The following is a 22,023-nucleotide window of genomic DNA, read 5'->3' as shown; positions in this document are numbered from 1 at the left end:
ATCATGGCTAAACGTACAGACATTAAAAGCATCTTAATTATTGGTGCTGGTCCGATTGTCATCGGTCAAGCATGTGAGTTTGACTACTCAGGTGCTCAAGCATGTAAAGCCCTTCGTGAAGAAGGCTACCGTGTTATTTTGGTAAACTCTAACCCAGCAACCATTATGACTGACCCTGCTATGGCAGACGCAACTTACATCGAGCCAATCACTTGGCAAACTGTAGCTGCAATCATTGAGAAAGAACGCCCAGACGCAGTTCTTCCTACAATGGGTGGTCAAACAGCATTGAACTGTGCACTTGCACTCGATGCCAACGGTATTTTAGAAAAATACAATGTTGAATTGATTGGCGCGACGAAAGAAGCAATCGAAAAAGCGGAAGACCGTAAACTTTTCGATATCGCAATGCGTAAAATCGGTTTGGAATGTCCTCGTGCTGATGTTGCAGAAGACATGGAACATGCTTTGGAAATCCAAGCACGTTTCGGCTTTCCTGTGATTATCCGTCCATCATTCACGATGGGTGGTTCAGGCGGCGGTATCGCATACAACCGTGAAGAGTTCATTGAAATCTGTGAACGTGGTTTCGACCTCTCTCCTACTCACCAACTATTGATCGATGAATCTTTAATTGGTTGGAAAGAGTACGAAATGGAAGTTGTTCGTGACAAAAACGACAACTGTATCATTGTATGTACAATCGAAAACTTTGATCCAATGGGCGTGCACACAGGTGACTCAATCACTGTTGCTCCTGCGCAAACATTGACAGACAAAGAATTCCAACTTTTACGTAATGCATCTTTAGCTGTACTTCGTGAAATTGGTGTTGAAACTGGCGGTTCGAACGTTCAGTTCGGTATCAACCCGAAAGACGGCCGTATGGTTGTGATCGAGATGAACCCACGTGTTTCTCGTTCATCTGCCCTTGCTTCTAAAGCAACTGGTTTCCCAATTGCGAAAATCGCGGCGAAATTGGCTGTCGGTTATACCCTTGATGAGTTGAAAAACGACATCACTGGCGGTACAACCCCTGCATCTTTCGAACCTGCGATCGACTATGTTGTAACGAAAATTCCTCGTTTCAACTTCGAGAAATTCCCGCAAGCTGACGCAACTTTGACGACTCAGATGAAATCTGTGGGTGAAGTCATGGCGATTGGCCGTAACTTCCAAGAGTCAGTACAAAAAGCGCTTCGTGGTCTTGAAGTCGGTGCTGCTGGCTTTGATGAAAAAATCGAAGTGGGTACTGAAGGCGCGAAAGAAAAAATCCTTCAAGAACTTAAAGTACCTGGTCCTGAGCGTATTTGGTACGTGGGCGATGCATTCCGTCATGGCTTTACACTTGATGAAGTGTTCGCTGCGACCAACATCGACCGTTGGTTCTTGATCCAAATCGAAGACATCATCAAAACTGAAAACCAAATCAAATCTTTAGGTTTCGGTGACTTAGACGCTGACAATATCCGTTCGTTCAAACGTAAAGGTTTATCTGACCTTCGTATTGCGAAATTGATGGGTATTTCACAAAAACAATTCCGTAAACACCGTTGGAACTTGGGCGTAACCCCTGTTTACAAACGTGTAGATACATGTGCTGCAGAATTCGAATCTGATACAGCTTACATGTATTCAACTTACGATGAAGAATGTGAAGCGAATCCGTCTACTCGCGACAAGATCATGGTCATCGGTGGTGGTCCTAACCGTATTGGTCAAGGTATCGAATTCGATTACTGCTGTGTACACGCTGCCCTTGCAATGCGTGATGACGGTTATGAAACTATCATGGTGAACTGTAACCCTGAAACAGTTTCTACGGATTACGACACATCAGATCGTTTGTACTTCGAACCAATCACATTGGAAGATGTACTTGAAATCGTACGTATCGAGAAACCTAAAGGCATTATCGTTCAGTACGGTGGTCAAACTCCGCTTAAATTGGCTCGTGCTTTAGAAGAAGCTGGTGCGCCAATTATCGGTACATCACCTGATGCAATTGACCGTGCAGAAGACCGTGAACGTTTCCAACAAATGATTCAACGTCTACAACTTCGTCAACCAAACAACAGCATCGTAAAATCTGCTGAAGAAGGTATGGCTGAAGCTGCGAAAGTTGGCTACCCACTTGTGGTACGTCCTTCTTACGTATTGGGTGGTCGTGCGATGGAAATCGTATATAACGACGAAGAATTGAAACGCTACTTACGTGATGCGGTTCAAGCATCTAACGAAGCGCCTGTTCTTCTTGACCACTTCCTCGATGACGCGATCGAAGTTGACGTAGACTGCGTATCTGACGGTAAAGACGTTGTGATTGGCGGTATCATGCAGCACATCGAACAAGCTGGTATTCACTCTGGTGACTCTGCATGTTCTATTCCTCCTTACTCTTTGTCTAAAGAGATTCAGGACGAAATGCGTCGTCAAACCATCGCAATGGCGAAAGAACTTGGCGTTATTGGTTTGATGAACGTACAGTTTGCTGTTAAAGGTAATGACGTTTACATCCTAGAAGTGAACCCACGTGCATCACGTACTGTTCCATTCGTATCTAAGTGCATTGGTGAATCTTTAGCGAAAGTTGCTGCGCGTTGTATGGCTGGTCAATCTTTAGAATCTCAAGGATTCACTACAGAGATTATTCCTGAACACTTCTCTGTAAAAGAAGCAGTGTTCCCATTCAACAAATTCCCTGGTGTTGACCCAATTCTTGGCCCTGAGATGAAATCTACAGGCGAAGTGATGGGTGTAGGTAAAACATTTGGTGAAGCGTTCTATAAAGCTGTGTTAGGCTCTAATGACCGTTTACCAGGCCTACCAACGGAAGGCGAAGTAAAACATGCATTCTTATCTGTTCGTCATTCTGACAAGCCTCGTGCTGTTGGTATTGCGAAACAGTTAACAGATCTTGGCTTCAAAGTCATCGCTACTGGCGGTACTTATGATGTGATTAAAGATGCTGGTATTGAATGTGAACGTGTGAACAAAGTGACTGAAGGCCGTCCTAATATCGTAGACCGCTTGAAAAATGGCGAAGTTCACCTCATTATCAATACAACTGAAGGCAAACAGGCTCAAGAAGATTCATTCTCGATCCGTCGCTCTGCATTACAAGGTAAAGTGTATTACACAACTACCCTTAACGGTGCTGATGCAGTATGCCAAGCTTTAGCAATCAAATTGCCAATGGATGTATACCGCTTACAAGACCTTACTAAAGGTTAATTAAGTTACCGAGAAGTCCCGCCACCTCTCGGTGGCGGGCTTTTTTTCATTTCTAGGTCAGTAAAAATTTTACTGATTTTTTCTTTTTACAAACATGAGGGACAACAATGCAACGTTATCCTATGACTCCTGAAGGCAAAGTAGCCTTAGAGAAAGAATTACATCAACTGAAAACTGTTGAACGTCCACGTATTACTGCAGCAATTGCTGAAGCGCGTGAACATGGGGATTTGAAAGAAAACGCTGAATACCACGCTGCTCGTGAGCAACAAGGTTTCTGTGAAGGCCGTATCCAAGATATCGAAGGTAAATTGGGTGCTTGCCAAGTGATTGATGTTAAATCACTTGAGCAAAATGGCCGTGTGGTTTTCGGTGTGACAGTGACCATTGAAAACTTAGATACTGAAGAACAAAAGACTTATAAAATCGTTGGTGATGACGAAGCAGATTTTAAAATCAACAAAATCTCTGTGAACTCTCCAATTGCGCGTGGTCTTTTGGGTAAAAACGAAGGCGACGATGTAAAAATCAACACACCACAAGGTGAAGTTGAGTACGAAGTTTCTAAAGTTGAATATCTTTAATTCATTAAGATAAGCAATTTTAAGCCCCTCTTTTGAGGGGTTTTTTATTGTTCTATGTTTTTGCTTAGCCCAATGTATGCTATCGAATGACCAAAATGTACGTTCAGCACTAATAGTCGACTGAATACGTCATTGTTCAAATGGCTTATTTCATTAAAGTATTATCTAAAACAAAAAGAGTCATAACACACGATGAAATTTGGACATGCAAGCCGAACAGCACAAGCTGCTGCTGCCATTCGCGCAAATCATTATCTATAGCCAAATCCTAAAAACTATAGAACAATAGAGATATGGGATATTCAAAAGATTTTAAAGACAAAGTCATAGAAATTATGATTCGAGATGAAATGTCTGTGCGAAAAGCAGCACAGCATTTTAACATCTGTATACAAACGATTCAGAACTGGAAAAAGTCCACTACAAACAAACCTATTCCTGGCCGTCCAGTTAAAATTAGCAGAGAGCAAATATTGAAGGATGTTGAACAATATCCTGATGATTATCAGTATGAGCGAGCTGAACGTTTAGGAGTAAGCACTCATGCGGTATTTAATGCATTACATGCCGCAGGAATATCGCGTAAAAAAAGACGTTAAAGCATCCTAAAGCAGATCAAAATCAACGTCAGCAATTTCAAAATCTCATAGAGTGTTTAGAAGGGAAATTGCCTCTGATTTACATAGATGAAAGTGGTTTTTGTCAACGGCATTCTAAAATTGACCCCTTTTACCTTTCAAATGGCAAAGTAAAATTGACCCCTTTGATCTCGTATTAAGTTTCAACCTGGGGCTGAATCCCAATTCTTTTTTTATCCTTCAAACGATAACTCTCACCCGATATTTGTACCACATGACAGTGATGCAATAACCGATCTAACATCGCAGCGGTCAACGTGACATCATCTGCAAAGGATTTGGACCACTGGCTAAAGGGTAAGTTACTCGTCAATATCGTACTGCCTTTTTCATAACGCTTGGCAATCACGTTAAAGAACAGATTCGCTTCTTCACGTCCAAACGGTAAATAACCAATTTCATCGATAATCAGTAACTTTGGTCCCAGTACCGCACGTTGCATATAGGTTTTCAGTTTACCTTGCTGATAGGCTGTACTCAGTTGCAGCATGAGATCGGCGGCGGTAATGAACTTGATCTTAATGTTGTTCATGATGGCCTTATAGCCTAATGCCATAGATAAGTGCGTTTTTCCTACTCCGCTAGCCCCGAGAAACACCACATTTTCTGCTCTAGCAATAAAGCTCAGATTGAACAGTTCAATCACCTGTGATTTAGGGGCCCCTAGGGCATAATTAAAATCATAGTCTTCCAGGGTTTTGACTTGAGGCAGGCCTGAGAGTTTCATCAGTACCTGCTGACTGCGCTGTTGCCTGGCAGCATATTCATGCGTCAAGATCGCTTCAACAAAGTCGGCATAACTTCCATCTTGACCTAATGTTTGTTGTGCATGATGTGACCATTGTGATGCGATGGCAGGCAGATTGAGCTTTTGGCAAAGTTGCTCTATACGGTCGTATTGCAGATTCATCAGGAAACTCCCAGCAACTGGTCATATACCGATAAGGGATGCTGCAAACTCTCGTAGGGCATGACATGCTGTGCTGCTGCAACAGGTACAGTGCCAGAACCCGTATCTGATTGCGGTAATGGCGTAAATTTTTGCTGCTCCTGTTGCAGTCGAACAGCCGGTTTTTCTTGCGTGGTGGCATGAATCCGCTGATTGGCGGTTTCATGCAGCCACCGGCCAATGAGGGCATTGGCGACATCAACATCTAACAGTAAACCCGAAGTCTTCAGGCTTGCTTTCAATGGCACAATAAAGCTTGATTTGAGGTATCCATTAAAGCGTTCAACTTTGCCTTTGGTCTGTGCACGGTAGGGCTTACATACGCGAGGACGAAAGCTGTATTTCTTGGCGCAGTCGAGCAGTTTGGGATTCCATTTATGCTGCCCCTCCTGATAGGCATCCCGTTCAATCATGATCGTTTTAGCGTTATCAAACAGTATTTCCTGAGGTACTCCTGCAAAGAACTGAAATGCATTTTCTAGACCATCGATCCATGCATCGGTACGTTCATGATCATAAAATTTCACGAAAGTCGCTCTGGAATACCCTAATGTTGCGACAAAAGCTTTTAAAGTCGTGTTGTTACGTCGAATCGTGGTGAAATCCACTTGCATTTGTTGGCCAGGTTGGGTTTCAAAACGAATGATCGGTTCCGGTTGAGCAACTGGTTTTAATGTTGCAAGATATTCCCTCAAGATCCTGATCTTTCCTGGATATCCCAACCTTAAAATTTCCTGGTAGAGCACGACAGCAGGAATCCATTCAGGATGAGCTGCGTTTACACGTTGGAGTAAATAGGGTTTATATGGGTCAAGGATACTTATTCTAGGCTGTATACGCTGATACTGAGGTGTGGTGTTTTGCCGTAAATATTTACGTACGGTATTTCTGGATAGCCCCAGTTCACGACTAATGGCTTTAATAGATTTACCTTGTTGATGAAGTATTTGGATTGTCACTGCTTGCTCCAAAGTTAACATGTTGAGCAGTCCAAAATGACCGCTATATTAACCAAGGGGGTCAGTTTTTAAATGCCATTAGGGGGTCATTTTTACACTGCCGCTAACAGTTTTCAAAGTGAAAGTACCAGAACTCATAGTTATAGCCTTCAAGGAACACGTGCTGAAGGTGAATTTAACTGGCAGTTGAAGAATTGCAGTAATGCGATCGGTGCAATTATCGAAAATAGATTGTTGACAGTTGGTGTGTTTAATTGTTCTGTGAATACAGAAGTATTTGAATGTTGGATTGAACAGGATTTATTACCTAAGTTGAAAGAAAGCAGTGTTTTGATTATGGACAATGCGACCTTTCACAAAGGGAAAAGACTTCAGGAGTTGATACGTTGTGCAGGCCATTACATTGTGTGGCTTCCTAAATATAGTCCAGATTTAAATCCAATAGAAAATATGTGGTCACGAGTCAAGGCGATTCGAACTAAGTTTAGAGTTAAAGATATTGATAAATTATTTAAAGATTACTGTAATGATTTATTTGGTATTTAGCTATATATGCGAACCAACCTGTTTTTTCCGACCCTTATGCCTTTCATTTCACCAGTCCAATTTGGCGTCGACTACTTTCAAATCGTGCATGTATAAAAGCGTTGAATAGCAAAATACCCAATCAAACGTTTGGATTACTGACTGCACAGGTGGTGGCACGTTCACGCTATGCCGAAGATCAATTAGAAAAGGCAGTACAACAAGGAATTAAACAATATGTGCTGATTGGTGCAGGTTTAGATTCTTTTGTCCTCCGATTAGCGCAGAAATACTCAGATATTAAAATTTTTGAGGTTGATCACCCAGATACTCAAACATTAAAAATACGAAGTTTACAGAAACTCGGACATATTCCAGACCATGTTGAGTTTATTTCTATTGATTTTGAAAAAGAAAATTTAGCGCATGCCTTAAAACGGAGTTCTTATGATACAAAGCAACCAACTTTCTTTTCTTGGCTTGGAACGACGCACTATTTAAAACCAGAAACAACTATGAGCACCTTGCAAACCATTGCCGAATTTGCAGCCACAGGTAGCGAATTGGTTTTAGATTATTCTATTCCCTATCAAGATTTAACTGGTATAGAGCGTGTCGGATCATTTGCTGTTTCCAAATTTACCTATTTTTTAAGTGAACCCATTATTGGGACATTTCACAGTGATGAGTTACACCGTGCCGTGACAAAACTGGGTTATGTGGTCTTAGAAGATTTATCTGCACATGACATTACTCAGCGCTATTTTGCAAATCGTAAAGATCGAATACGGCATACTCAAGCCACGCATTTGCTGCATTTAAAACGAGCTTAAGTATTTATCTATAGTCGACATTTATAGTGAGTCAGCTAAAATAGTCACGCGAATCATTATTGCTATTAAACCTTATGTCTGAAAAATTGATTAATTCACCTGTCAATCATTGGTGTGAGTTTGAGTTCATCTCTAAAACAGTGAAGAACCCAAATATTCACATCAAAGGTAATTATTCATATTATTCTGCATATTGGGATCAGGGTTTTGAGCGCTGTGTGGTGCGTTATCTGCATGATAAACCTGCAACAGCTGAGAAGCCGATAGACCAGCTACATATCGGTAATTTTGTCTGCTTTGGCGCAGAATGCGTGATTATGATGGGTGGCAACCAATTACACCGTACCGACTGGATTTCTGCTTTTCCGTTTGATACACGCAGTTTCGTGCCTGCTGGCGATACGATTATTGGTGATGGCTGCTGGATCGGCTCACGTGCCATGATTATGCAAGGCGTTACACTCGGTGAAGGTGCTGTGGTGGCTACAGGCGCTGTGGTAACTAAAGATGTACCACCTTATGCTGTTGTCGGCGGCGTGCCTGCTCAAATTATTAAATATCGTTTCCCTCTGGAAGATATCGAAAAACTACTTTCACTTAAGCTCTATGATTTAGATGAAAAGCAGTTTTTAAAGATGCGGGAAAAATTGCAGACGGATGATTTGCAAGGATTATTAAATCATTTTAGAAACAAAAGTTAGATGCCCCGCTTAATATAATTTTCCCAATCCGAAGCAAATTCACTAGAGTGCGTAAAATTAATAATAGAGAAGTTTTCCAAACCTTCTCTCAGGTAATGCTCTTTTGTAGTTTTATCTTGTGATTTCTCTGAATCATTATAAGCAGCAATCACTTTATTCAATAATGGGTTATCAACTTTAAGTTCTCTGATCAAAATCAACTTGTACCACTCACTGTTTGTTATTTCATCATAACGACCACTCCATGTAGAAAGACCATGCTTACGTGCAAATACATAGACATCTCCTCTTAAATCATTGATTAATTTATCAGTGATTTTCTCTAAGAAGGTTTTAAAATTACATTCTTTGATAGAGCCTATCAAAAACATTATTAAAATTAGATTTTTCGAATTACTTTCAGTTCGAAGTAACGCATATTGATTAATACGTTTTACTAATTCTCGGCTATTTAATTTGAGATGCAATTGTAAATACAGTAGATTTCTTTCATAAGTCATTTTTCACTCAGCTCTAAGTTATAAATTCCAGCAATTATAGCTAAATACCAAATAAATCATTACAGTAATCTTTAAATAATTTATCAATATCTTTAACTCTAAACTTAGTTCGAATCGCCTTGACTCGTGACCACATATTTTCTATTGGATTTAAATCTGGACTATATTTAGGAAGCCACACAATGTAATGGCCTGCACAACGTATCAACTCCTGAAGTCTTTTCCCTTTGTGAAAGGTCGCATTGTCCATAATCAAAACACTGCTTTCTTTCAACTTAGGTAATAAATCCTGTTCAATCCAACATTCAAATACTTCTGTATTCACAGAACAATTAAACACACCAACTGTCAACAATCTATTTTCGATAATTGCACCGATCGCATTACTGCAATTCTTCAACTGCCAGTTAAATTCACCTTCAGCACGTGTTCCTTGAAGGCTATAACTATGAGTTCTGGTACTTTCACTTTGAAAACCACTTTCATCTATGTAAATCAGAGGCAATTTCCCTTCTAAACACTCTATGAGATTTTGAAATTGCTGACGTTGATTTTGATCTGCTTTAGGATGCTTTAACGTCTTTTTTTACGCGATATTCCTGCGGCATGTAATGCATTAAATACCGCATGAGTGCTTACTCCTAAACGTTCAGCTCGCTCATACTGATAATCATCAGGATATTGTTCAACATCCTTCAATATTTGCTCTCTGCTAATTTTAACTGGACGGCCAGGAATAGGTTTGTTTGTAGTGGACTTTTTCCAGTTCTGAATCGTTTGTATACAGATGTTAAAATGCTGTGCTGCTTTTCGCACAGACATTTCATCTCGAATCATAATTTCTATGACTTTGTCTTTAAAATCTTTTGAATATCCCATATCTCTATTGTTCTATAGTTTTTAGGATTTGGCTATAGATTGAATCTCAATGCTAGTCTTTTGCCTCGATTGCGATATCGCTCAGCAAGAATTTTGAAGGTTTTCAAACTGCCAAATACATGCTCAATTCCAATTCTTCTTTTATTGATTTCCTGATTATAGATTTTTAGTTCGGAATCCAGTTTACAGCGCTTCTTTGCTTTTAATGGCAACAAGCTATTTGGATACACTGTATAAATTCCCTGATAACCCTTATCCGCAAGGATAAATGCACCTGCAGGAATCTGATTCAAGTTACGTTTGAAGAGTTCGAAATCATGTACGGCACCACGACTCGTACATAAACTCAGGATTTTTTGAGTTTGATAATGAATGATGGCCTGTACTTTGAAAGTGTGGGTCTTTTTCTTGCCGCTATAGCTTTTCTTCTGTTTTTTTAGGCCTTTGGATTGGAATTTCTGTGGCATCCACGATCACAACATTCCAATCGATGCCTTCGCCCTCGGGTAAATCTTTGGGTAAATTAAAGAGATTGGACCGAATCAGGCAGTCTTCAACATGATGGACAATTCTTGAGGCTGTGGGCTCTGAAACCCCGTAGCTCGTCGCAACGTGAAATAAGGTTCGGTATTCCCGCCAATAGCTTAGACAGAGCAGAACCTGGTCTTCCAGGCTTAACTTGGGCGGTCTGCCTTTGGCAGGGACATGTTTCTTCAATTGCTCAACCATCAAATAGAAAGTTGACCATGAGATGCCTGTGTATCGCTTGAACTGAGGATCAGAAAGCTTGTTTGAATCGATGTATTTCATCCGCAGATTATGCACGAATGCTAAGAAATCCGGAGTGCAAATATTAACCAAAAAGAAGATCGTTTTTTGATTTATGAAAGAGATCTAATAAACAATAATAAAGTTCTGTTAGCTCATCTACTAACTTAAGTTCTCCAATTTTAAATAGCTGTTCTTTTATAATAAGCTCAAAGTTTTCAGTATCTTTTGCATGTTTTAATTCGATCGTAAAATCAATAAACTTTGTTAAATATTCTTCACCAAGACTTTCATCATAACCATAGTTATGGCATATCACTTTCGAAAATTGAGTTTTATCCATGACCAATATAAGTTGTCATTAAAAAGTAAACATGTATTCTTTTCCGAATTGGTTTGATACTTTCTCCACCCATTGCTCTATTTTATCAGCTGTCATGACTTGAAAATCTCGCCAATAATATTTCATCTGCTTCCATACCATCTCGATTCGATTTAACTCAGGGCTATAAGCTGGAATAAAATACAGATTCGTCGAAAAGTTAGTTTTAAGTAGCTCTCTGTAATCAGCCATCTTTTTACTTCTATGAATCGAGGCATTATCAACAATAAGAACCAATGGAAGGTTATACGTCTGTTTAACTTGTTGAGCTATTCCAGTTAAATAGGCATAAAACCAAGTGCTTGTAACTGACTCTTGTAAACAACTTGTCACCAGTTTCCCCGTTGAAAGCAAACACCCCATGACATTAACTCGTTTTAATCTTATTGCATCAACCGCATGAACATTACCTATCTTTGTCCACGCATAGCGGTTATCAGGTGTAGATGAAAACCCTGTTTCATCAACATAACCTAATATAATTTCACCACGTGCCGCTTGCTCTCGTAATTCTTCAATCTGCTGTGTTGCTTGTTCAAATACAATCGGATCTCTTTTTTTTCAAGCTATGACGGGTACGCTTGAAGACCATACCTGAATCACGTAAAAACTTACGAATGGTTTCAACAGACACGGACACTTCGTATTCTTCATGTAGTTTGACTCGGATTTGTTCTGCATTGAGTGGACTTGTATTGACCCAATCTAAGATTTTCGCCTGATAGTCTGAGATCAATGTATTGGGTCGACCTGAGCGATGACCTTCTTTAATCGATTCAAACTCATACAATTCCCAACGTCGGCGTTGTAGCCTTATGGTTTCTGGGATACGTTCTTGTAGAGTGGCAACTTCTGCAACACTTTTACCTTCGGAAAGCCAGAGAATAGTTTGGGCACGTTGTCTTTCACGCCAATGTTTTGCATGTTTGGCCAGAAAAATGAGTCGTTCTCGCTGTTCTAAACTAAGTGGTACAGAAACAATCCGAGGCATGTGTGAACATCTGTTAACTAAAAAAACCTTTTCGCATGATTAGTTATTTTTGTCAACTTAAAAACAATTTTAGGAATATCAAAGAAATGTTTAATCCTTTCAATTAATCGTATCGCAAAATCAGGCCGACAACGATCTAACCCATCAATAATAAAAACTAAAGGTTTATCTAATTTTCCAGCTAATTCAGCAAGTTCTCTCTTAAAGTCATGAATTGTTTGTTTCTCAACTTGATGATTCTCTATTTTCTTTTCGATTTTCTCCTTAACTTTTGCAGCTATTTCCTCACTTGCTGTGTCATACAACTCTTTTCCTTCTTCATATACCTCTTTAAATGCTTCTCCAGCTCCACCCAAGCCAATCCAATGCATCCCCGCTTTAGCCGCAATTATTGGTATGACAGCCGCCAGCGATATTAATACTGAAGCAGTCTTAGCATTAAAATCTTTAATTTCATCATCATCAATTTCTTCTGATTCTTTAAAAGTTTGACTTATTTCAGCGGCAATCGTTAAAAATGGATCTTCCAAATAATCATTAGCAAATGCATCCAAATAGATCACGTTATGCTGAGTATCATCTAAATGTTTCGCCCAGTGACGAACAAACCACGTTTTTCCCTCACCCCATCGTGCATCCAAAGCAAGAACAGCTCCGCAATTTAAGCGATCGACGTAATTTGTAAGTTGCTCTCCTAAGCGACGGCGATCCCAAAGATCGCCTTCCCATGCAGTTTCAATATTCTCAAAATTATCTTTAGCCCAGTTCAATTGGTTATCTATCATTTCTATTTATATTCATCAAGTTAACTATGTATTGAGTATAGCAGTAGCGCTATAAATTAACATTTAACCCATGAGCATCTCGTAACTTGTCATAGCCTTTTCCTCAAATTCAGACTATAAAGAACTCATAAAATAAAAAGACCCACTTTTCAGGATGAATGATGACGAGAACCACTCAATTCTCAGGCATATTTATACTTGCCCTGCTGGCAGCAGTCGTCGCAACTTTTTGCGATGCGATTCATGTCTATACAAAAACACTTAGTTATCCCAACCCATTATTTTTCCATCAGGCTTGGTGGGTATTCCCCGGCTTTTTTATTGCCTTTGCTTTCATGGCATTTAGCTATATTCAACTTACACAACTACTTAAACACTATGTGATGACTCAGCTCAGTTGTCATCATGACGGCACTGCGCCCCTCGTCGAGAGCCTAATACTATTTGCCATCGTCTACATACTCAGCGGATTTGGTAATTTTCATCCCGAAGCACTTTGTTGGATTTTTTACCTGAGCTTTTTTATTCGCTGGCTATTTAGCTATGAGCGTACATGGCTACTGATATTGGCCATCATGCTTGCCATTGGTGGCATGTTCTTTGAAGGACTATTGGCTGAGTTTACTTTAGTTAAATATCGCCATGAAGATATTTACAATGTGCCGTATTGGCTCGGTGGCGTATATATGCATGGCGCATTTGCCTTACGTGCAGGTATGCGTCGTTTTGTCTATCGATGATATTTAAGATCTGATGTTACGCCTTTAAAATAATGACGTATTTTTTTAAAAAATGATTTTTAAGCCTATTCGACGGAGTCTTACATCTAGGGTTTAAATAAAGGGATTAGCCTTCAGCTGGAGGTACTCTTACGAAACGTTGTTTCTCATTCGGCAAAATGAGAAGCGTGCTTCGCAAGGAAACCATATTGCGGTGCAATGCACCTCACCGACAAAACTCGTTCACTAGCGTCAAATTATTCAAAGTATCGCAAAAAATATTTTTGAATAGATATAGTCTTGTCTCAAACACTTGCGGATGACCTTACCGCGTATCGTTCTTTTATTTGAATCAAATAGCGCTTCTGATATTACTGCTTAACATCAGTTATGATGATAAAACTTTCGATTTTAAAACGTCGAAACAAAAAAAGACCACTCAATCGGAGTGGTCTTTTTTTGAATATGGTGGCTATGACGAGACTTGAACTTGTGACCCCCGCATTATGAGTGCGGTGCTCTAACCAACTGAGCTACATAGCCTTAAACTGTGCGCGCATTATGGAGGGATATTTAAATATCGTCAAGCCCATAATGCGCGTATTTGATCAAAATTTGTTGAAGTGAACCGATAAGCCGGGTTCTGTCGAGGACGATCATTCCTCTAGGCGTACAATCACTCATACGCTCAAGCGACCTACCCGGATCCAGCATGGGCCATGCCTAAAGGATCCCTATTTGGTCTTGCTTCCGGTGGGGTTTACCATGCCGTGAACTGTTACCAGACACGCGGTGCGCTCTTACCGCACCCTTTCACCCTTACCTCCGATTTCGATTACTCGAAACCATAATGAAGGCGGTCTACTCTCTGCTGCACTTTCCGTCGGCTCACACCGCCCAGGCGTTACCTGGCACCTTGCCCTATGAAGCCCGGACTTTCCTCCCCTGCTTTAGTCACGGAGACCTATACACAGCAGCGATCGTCTGGTTCACTTCGGGGCGCATTCTAACAAATCTGACAACTAATTGCTTGATGTTTTTTGAGCAGTTAGTTTTTCGTACTTTTGTTGAAGCTGTTCCTGAGTTTCAGGATGTGCCGGATCCAATGGAATACAATCCACTGGACAGAACAACTGACACTGCGGTTTATCGTGATGCCCAACGCATTCCGTACACAAATCAGGGTTAATCTCATAAATGAGCTCCCCCATGAAAATCGCCTCATTGGGGCATACAGGTTCACAGACATCGCAGTTGATGCATTCATCAGTGATATATAAAGACACTCTACCAACCTTGCTGTTGTTTACGCTTAAAGGCTTCCACAACAGCTTGTGGTACAAACTGAGTGACATCACCATTTAAACGTGCAATTTCACGCACGAGCGTAGATGAAATAAACGAATATTGCTCTGATGGGGTTAAGAACACCGCTTCAAATTTACTATCCAAACGGCGATTCATATTTGCCAATTGAAATTCATATTCAAAATCTGAAACTGCACGTAAACCACGTAATACGGCTGTTGCTTTTTGCTCGTTAAAGAAGTTGACCAACAGCCCATCAAAACCTACAAACTCAACATTTGACAAATGACTTAAAGACTCTTGCGCTAGTGCAACACGTTCTTCCAGACTAAACACAGGGTTTTTGTGATGTCCAATTGCAATTGCCACGACAACTTCGTCAAACATGCGTGATGCACGTGTCACTAAGTCGATATGACCATTAGTAATTGGATCGAATGTGCCCGGATAAATTACACGAGTTTTAGACATCCAGTTGTACTCTGTTATTTTGTAGACGGGTATTTTAACAAAATCTTGATTTATAGGTGAAGTCAGCTTGTAAATTTAAAAACTTCATCTTATTCAAAGTTCGGGTACAATAGTGCTAAGTTTGGAAGTTTTTGATTATGACGAAAGCAGTAGTTAAAAAAAATAGTAGCAGTACGATTGCCCTAAATAAGCGTGCGCGTCACGATTATTTCATTGAAGAAAAATTTGAAGCGGGTCTTTCATTACAAGGCTGGGAAGTCAAATCAATGCGTGCGGGTCGTATGACTATCGTAGAGAGCTATATTACGTTTAAAAATGGTGAAGCATTTTTATTCGGCGCTCAAGTGCAACCTTTACTGAGTGCTTCGACACATGTGGTGCCTGAAGCAACACGTACACGTAAATTATTGCTGAACCGCCGTGAAATTGAAAAACTACAAGGTGCGATTAACCAAAAAGGTTATTCATGTGTGCCTTTGGCATGTTACTGGAAAGGTCCTCATGCCAAACTTGAAATCGCCCTAGTAAAAGGTAAGCAGCTTCACGACAAGCGTGCAACGGAAAAAGACCGTGATTGGCAGCGCGATAAAGCCCGTATTTTTCATAAATAAGTTCAATAAAAAAACCTCCAAAATGGAGGTTTTTTTATGGTTAAGCGTCCTCACTTATCCATCTTCCACGAAGGGTACCTATTTTTGCGGAAGGGTGGATTATGCTTTTATCAGGATTTACAAGCCGTACCGAGCCTTGAGGTAAACCATAATAAAGTTCAATACTTCTTTGAATTTTTCTTACTCTTGCGTCACTTCTTGCTGCTCGTTGTCGCATAGCACCATGACGGTCAATGGTTTTTTTCTTAGCAATATTTATTTCTGCTGTAAGGTGATCAAAGACAACTGCCTCTTTATCAACTTCTACATCAACAGCATTCAATACCTCTTGCTCACCAATTTCTAATAAGGCTTCGAAAGTTTCAAGTTCACCATTTTCTTCCCAGTTACCCGTAAAGTATTCCCAAGAGTCATCTTCAAATGCACCTGTCAATTTATAAGCAAACTCTTCCTCTAAACCATCCTGATAACGATATTGAATTAAACCCGAAGCGACCTGTTCCTCTAATGAAAGGTGCAACTCAATTTTTCCTGAAAAGTAACGCCCATATTCAGTCGATTTACCTTCAAATAATAAAAATATTCTGTCATCTTTACTTGTTAATTTTACTGAACTAGATGGATAATTTTCCCAAAAAATTTCATTCATAATCTACACAACACCAATTGCTTCATTGTTAAATTTATTTTTCGCAGATGTTACAATTGCGTCGAAATACGGATGTGCTTGCTGTAATTTTTTTAATGCGATTTCAAAAGGTTCTAAAGCATCTTCAATTGTTTCATTTTTATAATTTTCAATTAGTTTTTCTGGATCAATTCCATCAATAATTAAGTACCAACTTCCTTGCTTTGCATTATATTTAAAGCCAAATTCTTCAATTTGCTGATACATTTGATTACTTTCACTCGCAAAATCCTTCCAATCTTTTACCGTACATTTTATAAAATTTTCTCTCCAAGGATAAAAATTGAAAACCAACTTCTCTTTATCATTTTTTAGTAAAGCCGTTAAAAACCATTCCGTCGAATCTCCACCAGTTTCATCACTTTCATAGCCTAAAAAGTATCTCGCATAAAACTGCTGGTGTTTAAAGGTATCACCATTTGTTACTCGCCATTTTTCAGGTGCAAATTGGCTATAACAGTTATCATAAAAATTAAATACTCCCTCCCATTTATCTTCAAAATCGTCGATAAAATTATGTATTTTACTGTCTAAAGCTGCACATATTTTTTCAGAAATTTCACCTTCTAATAGTTTTTTTGCATCCTCCAAATATTCAATATTCTTGATGATAAGTTCCACTGCTTGCATATTGTTCATTTGATTCTCCTAATTTCAATTTTTTAAAACATTTTTGTATGATCAGCAAACTGGCTTAATAGCCATAGGCTTCGATTATTTAAGTTCTGACTATTGGCATATTTTTTAAATGCTTTAGCCATTCTTCCCCATGAAAGCCCACGTAACCCCTCAGCATTATCTAAATAATCTGTTGGTAGCTTTCCATCTTTTGTTAAATAAACGATTAACCAAGGTCTTCCTGCAGCTTTTTTCTTTGCAATTCCTCTATAACGCTCTAATTGCTGAAAACTCTCATTTGCATGAATTTTTATTTCAATAAATAATAGAAACTCTAGAGCATCAATTTCTATATCCACTCTACTTTCTAAATTACCTAACGGACAACATTCTTCGATAGTAGAATAAAATTCTGATTGAAAATCACAAAAAGGAGCTTCTAACAGTTTCAAAAATTGTAATAGTATCTTATTACCTTGACCATGATCACCACTACAATCTAGAAACCATTTCAAAACCTTTGAATTACGAACTTCATCACTGCCTAAACCTGAATTTTTCCAGACATTTAGTAATAAGCCTGCTTCTCTAGCTTCTAGAACAGGAAATAAGGCTTTCTTATAGGCATCAAAAAACCTGCTTAAATTCAAATGATCAACACTGATGACTTTTTCAGGTGTTGGTATATCAAGACTTATCTTTTGCCAAGCTTTAAAAAAAGCTTCTAACTGTTTCGAACAATTCTGTTCTTTAGCAGAAACTATTTCAGTTTCCATTAAACATACACTATGTGTTAAAAAATTCTCAGAGGAATTTTTCGCTATATCCTGAAATTCCAATTATACCCCCAACATTCTAAATCGTTTTTAAATTAATAATTTTGCCTTCTTTTCAATTAAATCAAATATATCTAAAGCCTGATATATTTTTTTAAAGGCATCTTTAACAGGATCCAGTGAACCTATAAATTCTTTATTCTCAAAATCCGTAGCGACTTGAACTGGATCAAGAGTTTCAATAATTAAATACCAATAACCTTCACTTTCATTTAATTTAAAACCAAATGTTGTGAGCTCACCGTATTGCTGAATAAGTTCATTCCTCTTTTTTTTCCAACTCCTTGCTTTTGAAATGCATGTTTGTTGATCATTCTTGTATATCATGTTTTTATTTAAATGAAATTGAATACAAACAAAACCATTTGTATGATTAAAAAAATTTACCGTTGGTAAACGATTTCCGTTATTTGCAAAATAATCATCCAAATAAACTTCTTTTTTATCATGATTCTGAATCGTTAACTTAAAAAATGCATAGCACTCATCTATATTTAAATGTTGGTGATTTGTTTGAATATTACTCCCCAAAATCGGAGAAAACCAAATTTCTTTATACTCAAAGTTTGCGCAGACATCCCATCTAACCGTATGCCAGCGCACATCAGGGTATCGTTTATTTTGATCATTACGGATCAACTGTTCTATTGCTAAATATAAATTTTCACTAAGCACTTCTTCTATCAAATAACATGAGTTTACTAATTCAGATAAATGAAGAAGTTGGTTAATCATAGATATTTTTGAAGACATTACTCATAATCTCCAAAATTTAATTGGTTAAAAACTTCATGCTTTTCAGCTGCTCTCATTATCCGATCCGCAACTTCCTCCTTTAATTCATCGGGTCCTATAATTTGTATATACTCAGCATTTTGAATTAACCAATCCATACGGCTCATTGTAAAAATACAACTTGTATTTAATTCATAATAACCTTCATCTATTTTTACTATAGATTGACAATCACCCAAAGGATTACGCGTCAGCTCATCCAATAATATTTCTTGAAACACAAAAAAAATGTCAATTTCTTCACGGTTAAAATAGGCATCTTCAAACTCGCGTTTTTCAATTAAATCATCTAAATCATATGCATCTATATCAATTGCTATTTTCTCAGGAACTATTTCTAAAAATTCAAAATTTAAAATATTAAATGTTCTTAATACACTTTTTTTAGAATCTATTTTACTTGCCATCAAATATGGTTTTTGCCCAAATTGGACAATTCCTTGTGGCTTTAACGTATAGTTTCCTATTTGCTGCGTACCTTCTTTTCGATATTTTGCTTTAAGCCAAACATCACCTTGTAATAATGCTTTATAAACTAACTGTTGAATTTCGATATGATGTTGCGCTTTCTCTATCTCCCCATATCCATCAGGAATAAATCGCACACGCTTATTCCAGCCATTCAATTTTGTATTTTGCTGAAGTTGCAATTCAGCAGACTGAAAAAAACCCTCAACTTTTGTATAAATTTCATCAGGCAGACTATGATGTAAATATTCATTTGCCATAACCAAAATAAGTGCTAGCTCTTTAGACATTGGCTCTATACACGCATCTTGGCTGAGCTGATAAGTTGCAGGTTGATTTCCTTTGCCCACTTTTAAAATAAGTTCTCCAGAAATTAAAAGTTCTGGTAATAAATCAAGATCTCTCCGTATAGCTTTTATTAATGAAAGTTCATCAATACATTCTGAATAGTTACTACTGACTTTTTTCTTTAATGTAGATATAGAAACCTGTTCTTGAGGAAATCTCGGAATTATCTTATATAAAGCTAATATTCTATTTATCAATTTAGATTGTATTTTTTTCATTGTACTCAGATATGCTCATCAAGTTAAAAATGAGCATATCAACTTTGTGAGACAAATGATGTCTCACAAATAATTTTTAGCAGAATTTCAACCCACCAAAACAGTTTGTTCGAACTTCCTGATTCCCCAAGACCTGATTTTTTAAAGTTAAATTGGCCGCACCGGCATTGCTGAGGTTAATTGAACCGACATTTTTATAAATCGGTAGACCAAATGCTGCACCAACAGCAGAACCTAAGGGAATATAAATCGGTTCATTGGTTAAAATTTGCGATACTTTTTGTGCAACTTGTGGCAAGACGCCTGAAATATCTACTTCAGATGTTGGATTTAATTTGCCAATATTAATCGGGTCTTTAAATGACATCCACCAACCTGTACGTGCAATATCATCTGCATTGGCATCTGGCCAACTGATATCTTGAGATTGAAGCGATAAATAACCTGCTGTGCCATTTAATGGAATGTTATGAATCATATTTAAGGCTTGCTCAAAGGTAATGTTCATTTTCAAACCATCAATTGATGAACCCGAATCCATAAAGAACTGCGCCCCTTCTACCCATAACAAATTACGGTCAAGTTTGACCTGCAAACTACCACTATCACGGTTGAGTTGAATCGACGGTACAGTCGCACTGATATTTTTGGCAACGGCTTGAGTTTGTCGTTTTCCGTTGATGGTAATTTCAGGGACGGTAAACGGCACATTCATTGAAGGAATTTTTAATCCTTGACTATTTTCAGGTTGGCTGACAAAGCTACGATCATTGTTCCAAATCGTATTAATCACCAAGTTACCGGATAAAGTCTCGCCACTGCTATCCCCAAAGATCGCGGCTTGGGTCTTTGCTGTCCCTGTAGTCGGTGCAATTTTCATATAACCGCTCAGTGACTTAATCCCGTCTGTCGGCACACCCGTGTTTTGAATACCAGTGGTCAGTAAACCTGTAATTGATTCAGCACTGACACGAAAGCCTTTAACTTCGCGTAAAGCGGCTTGTTTAGGGTTTTTAATTGCAAATTCAATAAATGGATTTTTTAGTTTGGCACTTGTTGACGCTCGATCACCATTAAAGACGGGATTACCATTGGCATCGGTCAACGTTACATTACCACTCAGCGCTAGATGACGAATATCAATATCACAGCCATTTGACCCATTTACCCCACCACAGCCGAGTTGCAAACTTTTGACATTGACGTTCAAATCCATGACGGCATCTAAACTGAGTTTGTAGAAACCAATATTTTCATCGACCATTTGTTGGTTGACCAAAATAGGATCGGTATAGGACATATTCATCAATGCCGCACCATTGATGGCAGACAATTCTTCATCGGCTAATCCCACCAAGCCTTCTGCTGCAAAAACAACGTCAGAAACACATAAGGTCAATGCCATTACTATTGTTTAATCCTTTTTAATATTTACCACTCATCCAGAGTGAAATTTATGAGAAGATTAAATCAATAGCTTTGGCGCAAATGAATGGTAATATGTGACTCACATCACATATTAGTTATACGAAATGCCAATTTTCACAGATTTTAGGCCAATAAAAAACCCCAGTAATATTTCCATCACTAGGGTTTTCAAAGATTTATAAATGATAGTTCAAATAATTTATTTACAAATTAATTAACTTTATTTAACAACAACCCCAGATATTCACCAAACCAAATGGCGGTTTCTAAATCGCCCGTAGGTGGAGTGACTTCAACAGGCGCATTATCAGATTGTGTCATCAAACCTAAAAAGCTCGACATCCGATTTAAATCTGTTGTGCTCCGTCCAGTTGGCATCAATGGAAGACCACTCCACAACATGCCGTGCTGCATGGCAAATAAATTAATTTGCTGCAATACTGCCAATTTATCACCACTTAAGCCGCCACCATTGGTAAAACCAGCAGCCAACTTGCCTTGCCATGTCCGTGCTAACCAGCGTTTAGATGATTGCTCCATGAATAATTTCATTGCCGCACTCATACTACCCATATACGTTGGGCAACCAAAGACTATGGCATCTGCGCTGTCCAACACATCCCAATCCACATGCTCTACATTCATGAGATGGACTTTTACACCGGCTTTTTCTGCACCTTGTACAATGAAATTCGCCACTTTGGCAGTGTGCCCATAGGGGCTGTGGTAAACAACAGCAAGAGATTTAGCAGTCAAAGACATAACATTTAAAAGTCGATAGATTCAG

The 22,023-nt window shown here is 38.7% G+C and carries 26 protein-coding genes, 1 tRNA gene, 1 other RNA gene and 2 pseudogenes; 8 read left to right on the top strand and 22 right to left on the bottom strand.

The features are described from left to right. Positions 1 to 3: 3 nt before the first annotated feature. The 3 genes from carB (at position 4) to MST16_RS04725 (ending at position 4,417) form a co-directional block, all read left to right on the top strand. Complete coding sequence (gene carB / locus MST16_RS04735) at positions 4 to 3,234, top strand: carbamoyl-phosphate synthase large subunit (RefSeq protein WP_180010010.1); 3,231 nt, start codon at positions 4 to 6, stop codon at positions 3,232 to 3,234. 107 nt (positions 3,235 to 3,341) lie between these two features. Next, positions 3,342 to 3,818 carry a transcription elongation factor GreA gene (greA, locus tag MST16_RS04730; RefSeq protein WP_180010011.1) on the top strand — a complete coding sequence of 159 codons (477 nt, stop codon included), beginning with the start codon at positions 3,342 to 3,344 and terminating at the stop codon, positions 3,816 to 3,818. A 293-nt stretch (positions 3,819 to 4,111) separates the two neighbouring features. Next, complete coding sequence (locus MST16_RS04725; protein ID WP_180136461.1) at positions 4,112 to 4,417, top strand: IS630 transposase-related protein; 306 nt, start codon at positions 4,112 to 4,114, stop codon at positions 4,415 to 4,417. A 175-nt stretch (positions 4,418 to 4,592) separates the two neighbouring features. Here the strand turns inward: MST16_RS04725 and istB are convergent, their stop codons facing one another. Both istB and istA read right to left on the bottom strand, forming a co-directional pair. Then, a complete protein-coding gene (istB, locus tag MST16_RS04720) occupies positions 4,593 to 5,366 on the bottom strand; it encodes an IS21-like element ISAba8 family helper ATPase IstB (protein WP_001053379.1) in 774 nt (257 codons plus the stop codon). Continuing rightward, positions 5,366 to 6,385 (bottom strand): IS21-like element ISAba8 family transposase, encoded by a 1,020-nt coding sequence (gene istA / locus MST16_RS04715; RefSeq protein WP_180008621.1) that lies wholly within the window; start codon positions 6,383 to 6,385, stop codon positions 5,366 to 5,368. The genes istB and istA overlap by 1 nt, the downstream gene beginning before the upstream one ends. Before the next feature lie 51 nt (positions 6,386 to 6,436). Between istA and MST16_RS04710 the strand changes: the two genes are divergently transcribed. The 3 genes and pseudogenes from MST16_RS04710 to MST16_RS04700 all read left to right on the top strand — a co-directional run bounded on the left by MST16_RS04710 (position 6,437) and on the right by MST16_RS04700 (position 8,423). Beyond that, positions 6,437 to 6,910, top strand: a complete 474-nt coding sequence (locus MST16_RS04710; protein WP_180136634.1) for a transposase — start codon at positions 6,437 to 6,439, stop codon at positions 6,908 to 6,910. Between the two features lie 17 nt (positions 6,911 to 6,927). Continuing rightward, a pseudogene (locus MST16_RS04705) lies at positions 6,928 to 7,722 on the top strand (class I SAM-dependent methyltransferase); the annotation flags it as partial. A 74-nt stretch (positions 7,723 to 7,796) separates the two neighbouring features. After that, a complete protein-coding gene (locus MST16_RS04700) occupies positions 7,797 to 8,423 on the top strand; it encodes a CatB-related O-acetyltransferase (RefSeq protein ID WP_180012495.1) in 627 nt (208 codons plus the stop codon). On the opposite strand, the gene MST16_RS04695 is transcribed toward MST16_RS04700, so the two are convergent. The 9 genes and pseudogenes from MST16_RS04695 to MST16_RS04655 form a co-directional block, all read right to left on the bottom strand. After that, the gene (locus MST16_RS04695; RefSeq protein WP_180012497.1) at positions 8,420 to 8,923 is read right to left on the bottom strand and encodes a hypothetical protein; all 504 of its coding nucleotides are present in this window, start codon (positions 8,921 to 8,923) and stop codon (positions 8,420 to 8,422) included. The genes MST16_RS04700 and MST16_RS04695 overlap by 4 nt on opposite strands. A 40-nt stretch (positions 8,924 to 8,963) precedes the next feature. Further along, entirely contained in the window at positions 8,964 to 9,449 is a 486-nt protein-coding gene (locus tag MST16_RS04690; protein WP_227554803.1) for a transposase, read from the bottom strand. A 47-nt stretch (positions 9,450 to 9,496) separates the two neighbouring features. Next, the gene (locus tag MST16_RS04685) at positions 9,497 to 9,802 is read right to left on the bottom strand and encodes an IS630 transposase-related protein (RefSeq protein WP_180136461.1); all 306 of its coding nucleotides are present in this window, start codon (positions 9,800 to 9,802) and stop codon (positions 9,497 to 9,499) included. Between the two features lie 32 nt (positions 9,803 to 9,834). After that, a complete protein-coding gene (locus MST16_RS04680; protein WP_257245682.1) occupies positions 9,835 to 10,269 on the bottom strand; it encodes a transposase family protein in 435 nt (144 codons plus the stop codon). Beyond that, the gene (locus MST16_RS04675) at positions 10,217 to 10,612 is read right to left on the bottom strand and encodes a transposase family protein (RefSeq protein WP_257245633.1); all 396 of its coding nucleotides are present in this window, start codon (positions 10,610 to 10,612) and stop codon (positions 10,217 to 10,219) included. Before MST16_RS04675 ends, MST16_RS04680 begins: the two co-directional genes overlap by 53 nt. Positions 10,613 to 10,655: 43 nt before the next feature. Further along, positions 10,656 to 10,913, bottom strand: coding sequence for a hypothetical protein (locus tag MST16_RS04670; RefSeq protein WP_257245680.1), 258 nt, complete (start codon positions 10,911 to 10,913; stop codon positions 10,656 to 10,658). A gap of 18 nt (positions 10,914 to 10,931) precedes the next feature. Further along, positions 10,932 to 11,471, bottom strand: coding sequence for an IS630 family transposase (locus MST16_RS04665; protein WP_257245703.1), 540 nt, complete (start codon positions 11,469 to 11,471; stop codon positions 10,932 to 10,934). A 16-nt stretch (positions 11,472 to 11,487) separates the two neighbouring features. Continuing rightward, complete coding sequence (locus tag MST16_RS04660; protein WP_004973749.1) at positions 11,488 to 11,943, bottom strand: helix-turn-helix domain-containing protein; 456 nt, start codon at positions 11,941 to 11,943, stop codon at positions 11,488 to 11,490. 53 nt (positions 11,944 to 11,996) lie between these two features. Continuing rightward, positions 11,997 to 12,728: pseudogene (locus MST16_RS04655) on the bottom strand (P-loop NTPase fold protein); the annotation flags it as partial. 161 nt (positions 12,729 to 12,889) lie between these two features. On the opposite strand from MST16_RS04655, the gene MST16_RS04650 reads away from it, so the two are divergent. Beyond that, complete coding sequence (locus MST16_RS04650) at positions 12,890 to 13,468, top strand: hypothetical protein (RefSeq protein WP_180011572.1); 579 nt, start codon at positions 12,890 to 12,892, stop codon at positions 13,466 to 13,468. A 445-nt stretch (positions 13,469 to 13,913) separates the two neighbouring features. On the opposite strand, the gene MST16_RS04645 is transcribed toward MST16_RS04650, so the two are convergent. The 4 genes from MST16_RS04645 to coaD form a co-directional block, all read right to left on the bottom strand. Next, positions 13,914 to 13,990, bottom strand: a tRNA-Met gene (locus MST16_RS04645). 73 nt (positions 13,991 to 14,063) lie between these two features. Next, positions 14,064 to 14,443: RNase P RNA component class A (gene rnpB / locus MST16_RS04640), an RNA gene on the bottom strand. A 26-nt stretch (positions 14,444 to 14,469) separates the two neighbouring features. Then, complete coding sequence (locus MST16_RS04635) at positions 14,470 to 14,733, bottom strand: YfhL family 4Fe-4S dicluster ferredoxin (protein WP_078191349.1); 264 nt, start codon at positions 14,731 to 14,733, stop codon at positions 14,470 to 14,472. A gap of 1 nt (position 14,734) precedes the next feature. Next, positions 14,735 to 15,226: a pantetheine-phosphate adenylyltransferase gene (coaD, locus tag MST16_RS04630; RefSeq protein ID WP_078191350.1), complete on the bottom strand. Its 492-nt coding sequence runs from the start codon at positions 15,224 to 15,226 to the stop codon at positions 14,735 to 14,737. A 137-nt stretch (positions 15,227 to 15,363) separates the two neighbouring features. On the opposite strand from coaD, the gene smpB reads away from it, so the two are divergent. Continuing rightward, positions 15,364 to 15,837, top strand: coding sequence for an SsrA-binding protein SmpB (smpB, locus tag MST16_RS04625; protein ID WP_078191351.1), 474 nt, complete (start codon positions 15,364 to 15,366; stop codon positions 15,835 to 15,837). Positions 15,838 to 15,877: 40 nt separating this feature from the next. Here the strand turns inward: smpB and MST16_RS04620 are convergent, their stop codons facing one another. The 7 genes from MST16_RS04620 to MST16_RS04590 form a co-directional block, all read right to left on the bottom strand. Next, positions 15,878 to 16,486, bottom strand: coding sequence for a hypothetical protein (locus MST16_RS04620; protein WP_180011566.1), 609 nt, complete (start codon positions 16,484 to 16,486; stop codon positions 15,878 to 15,880). Positions 16,487 to 16,489: 3 nt separating this feature from the next. Continuing rightward, positions 16,490 to 17,164 carry a hypothetical protein gene (locus MST16_RS04615; protein WP_180011564.1) on the bottom strand — a complete coding sequence of 225 codons (675 nt, stop codon included), beginning with the start codon at positions 17,162 to 17,164 and terminating at the stop codon, positions 16,490 to 16,492. Between the two features lie 23 nt (positions 17,165 to 17,187). Beyond that, on the bottom strand, positions 17,188 to 17,982 hold the full coding sequence (locus tag MST16_RS04610) for a PD-(D/E)XK nuclease family protein (RefSeq protein ID WP_180011563.1): 795 nt from the start codon (positions 17,980 to 17,982) through the stop codon (positions 17,188 to 17,190). A gap of 27 nt (positions 17,983 to 18,009) precedes the next feature. Further along, positions 18,010 to 18,732, bottom strand: a complete 723-nt coding sequence (locus MST16_RS04605; RefSeq protein WP_180007597.1) for a hypothetical protein — start codon at positions 18,730 to 18,732, stop codon at positions 18,010 to 18,012. Further along, positions 18,732 to 19,808 carry a YafY family protein gene (locus MST16_RS04600; protein ID WP_180011561.1) on the bottom strand — a complete coding sequence of 359 codons (1,077 nt, stop codon included), beginning with the start codon at positions 19,806 to 19,808 and terminating at the stop codon, positions 18,732 to 18,734. Before MST16_RS04600 ends, MST16_RS04605 begins: the two co-directional genes overlap by 1 nt. A 76-nt stretch (positions 19,809 to 19,884) precedes the next feature. Continuing rightward, entirely contained in the window at positions 19,885 to 21,213 is a 1,329-nt protein-coding gene (locus tag MST16_RS04595; RefSeq protein ID WP_180011559.1) for a hypothetical protein, read from the bottom strand. Positions 21,214 to 21,446: 233 nt separating this feature from the next. Beyond that, a complete protein-coding gene (locus MST16_RS04590; RefSeq protein ID WP_180011557.1) occupies positions 21,447 to 21,998 on the bottom strand; it encodes a flavodoxin family protein in 552 nt (183 codons plus the stop codon). Positions 21,999 to 22,023 lie beyond the last annotated feature (25 nt).

Origin of the sequence: Acinetobacter sp. YH16040_T (assembly GCF_024605785.1) — a bacterium.
Lineage (GTDB): Bacteria > Pseudomonadota > Gammaproteobacteria > Pseudomonadales > Moraxellaceae > Acinetobacter > Acinetobacter amyesii.
Note: the sequence above shows the minus strand (reverse complement) of the source record. Positions and strands in the feature narration are given on the sequence as shown.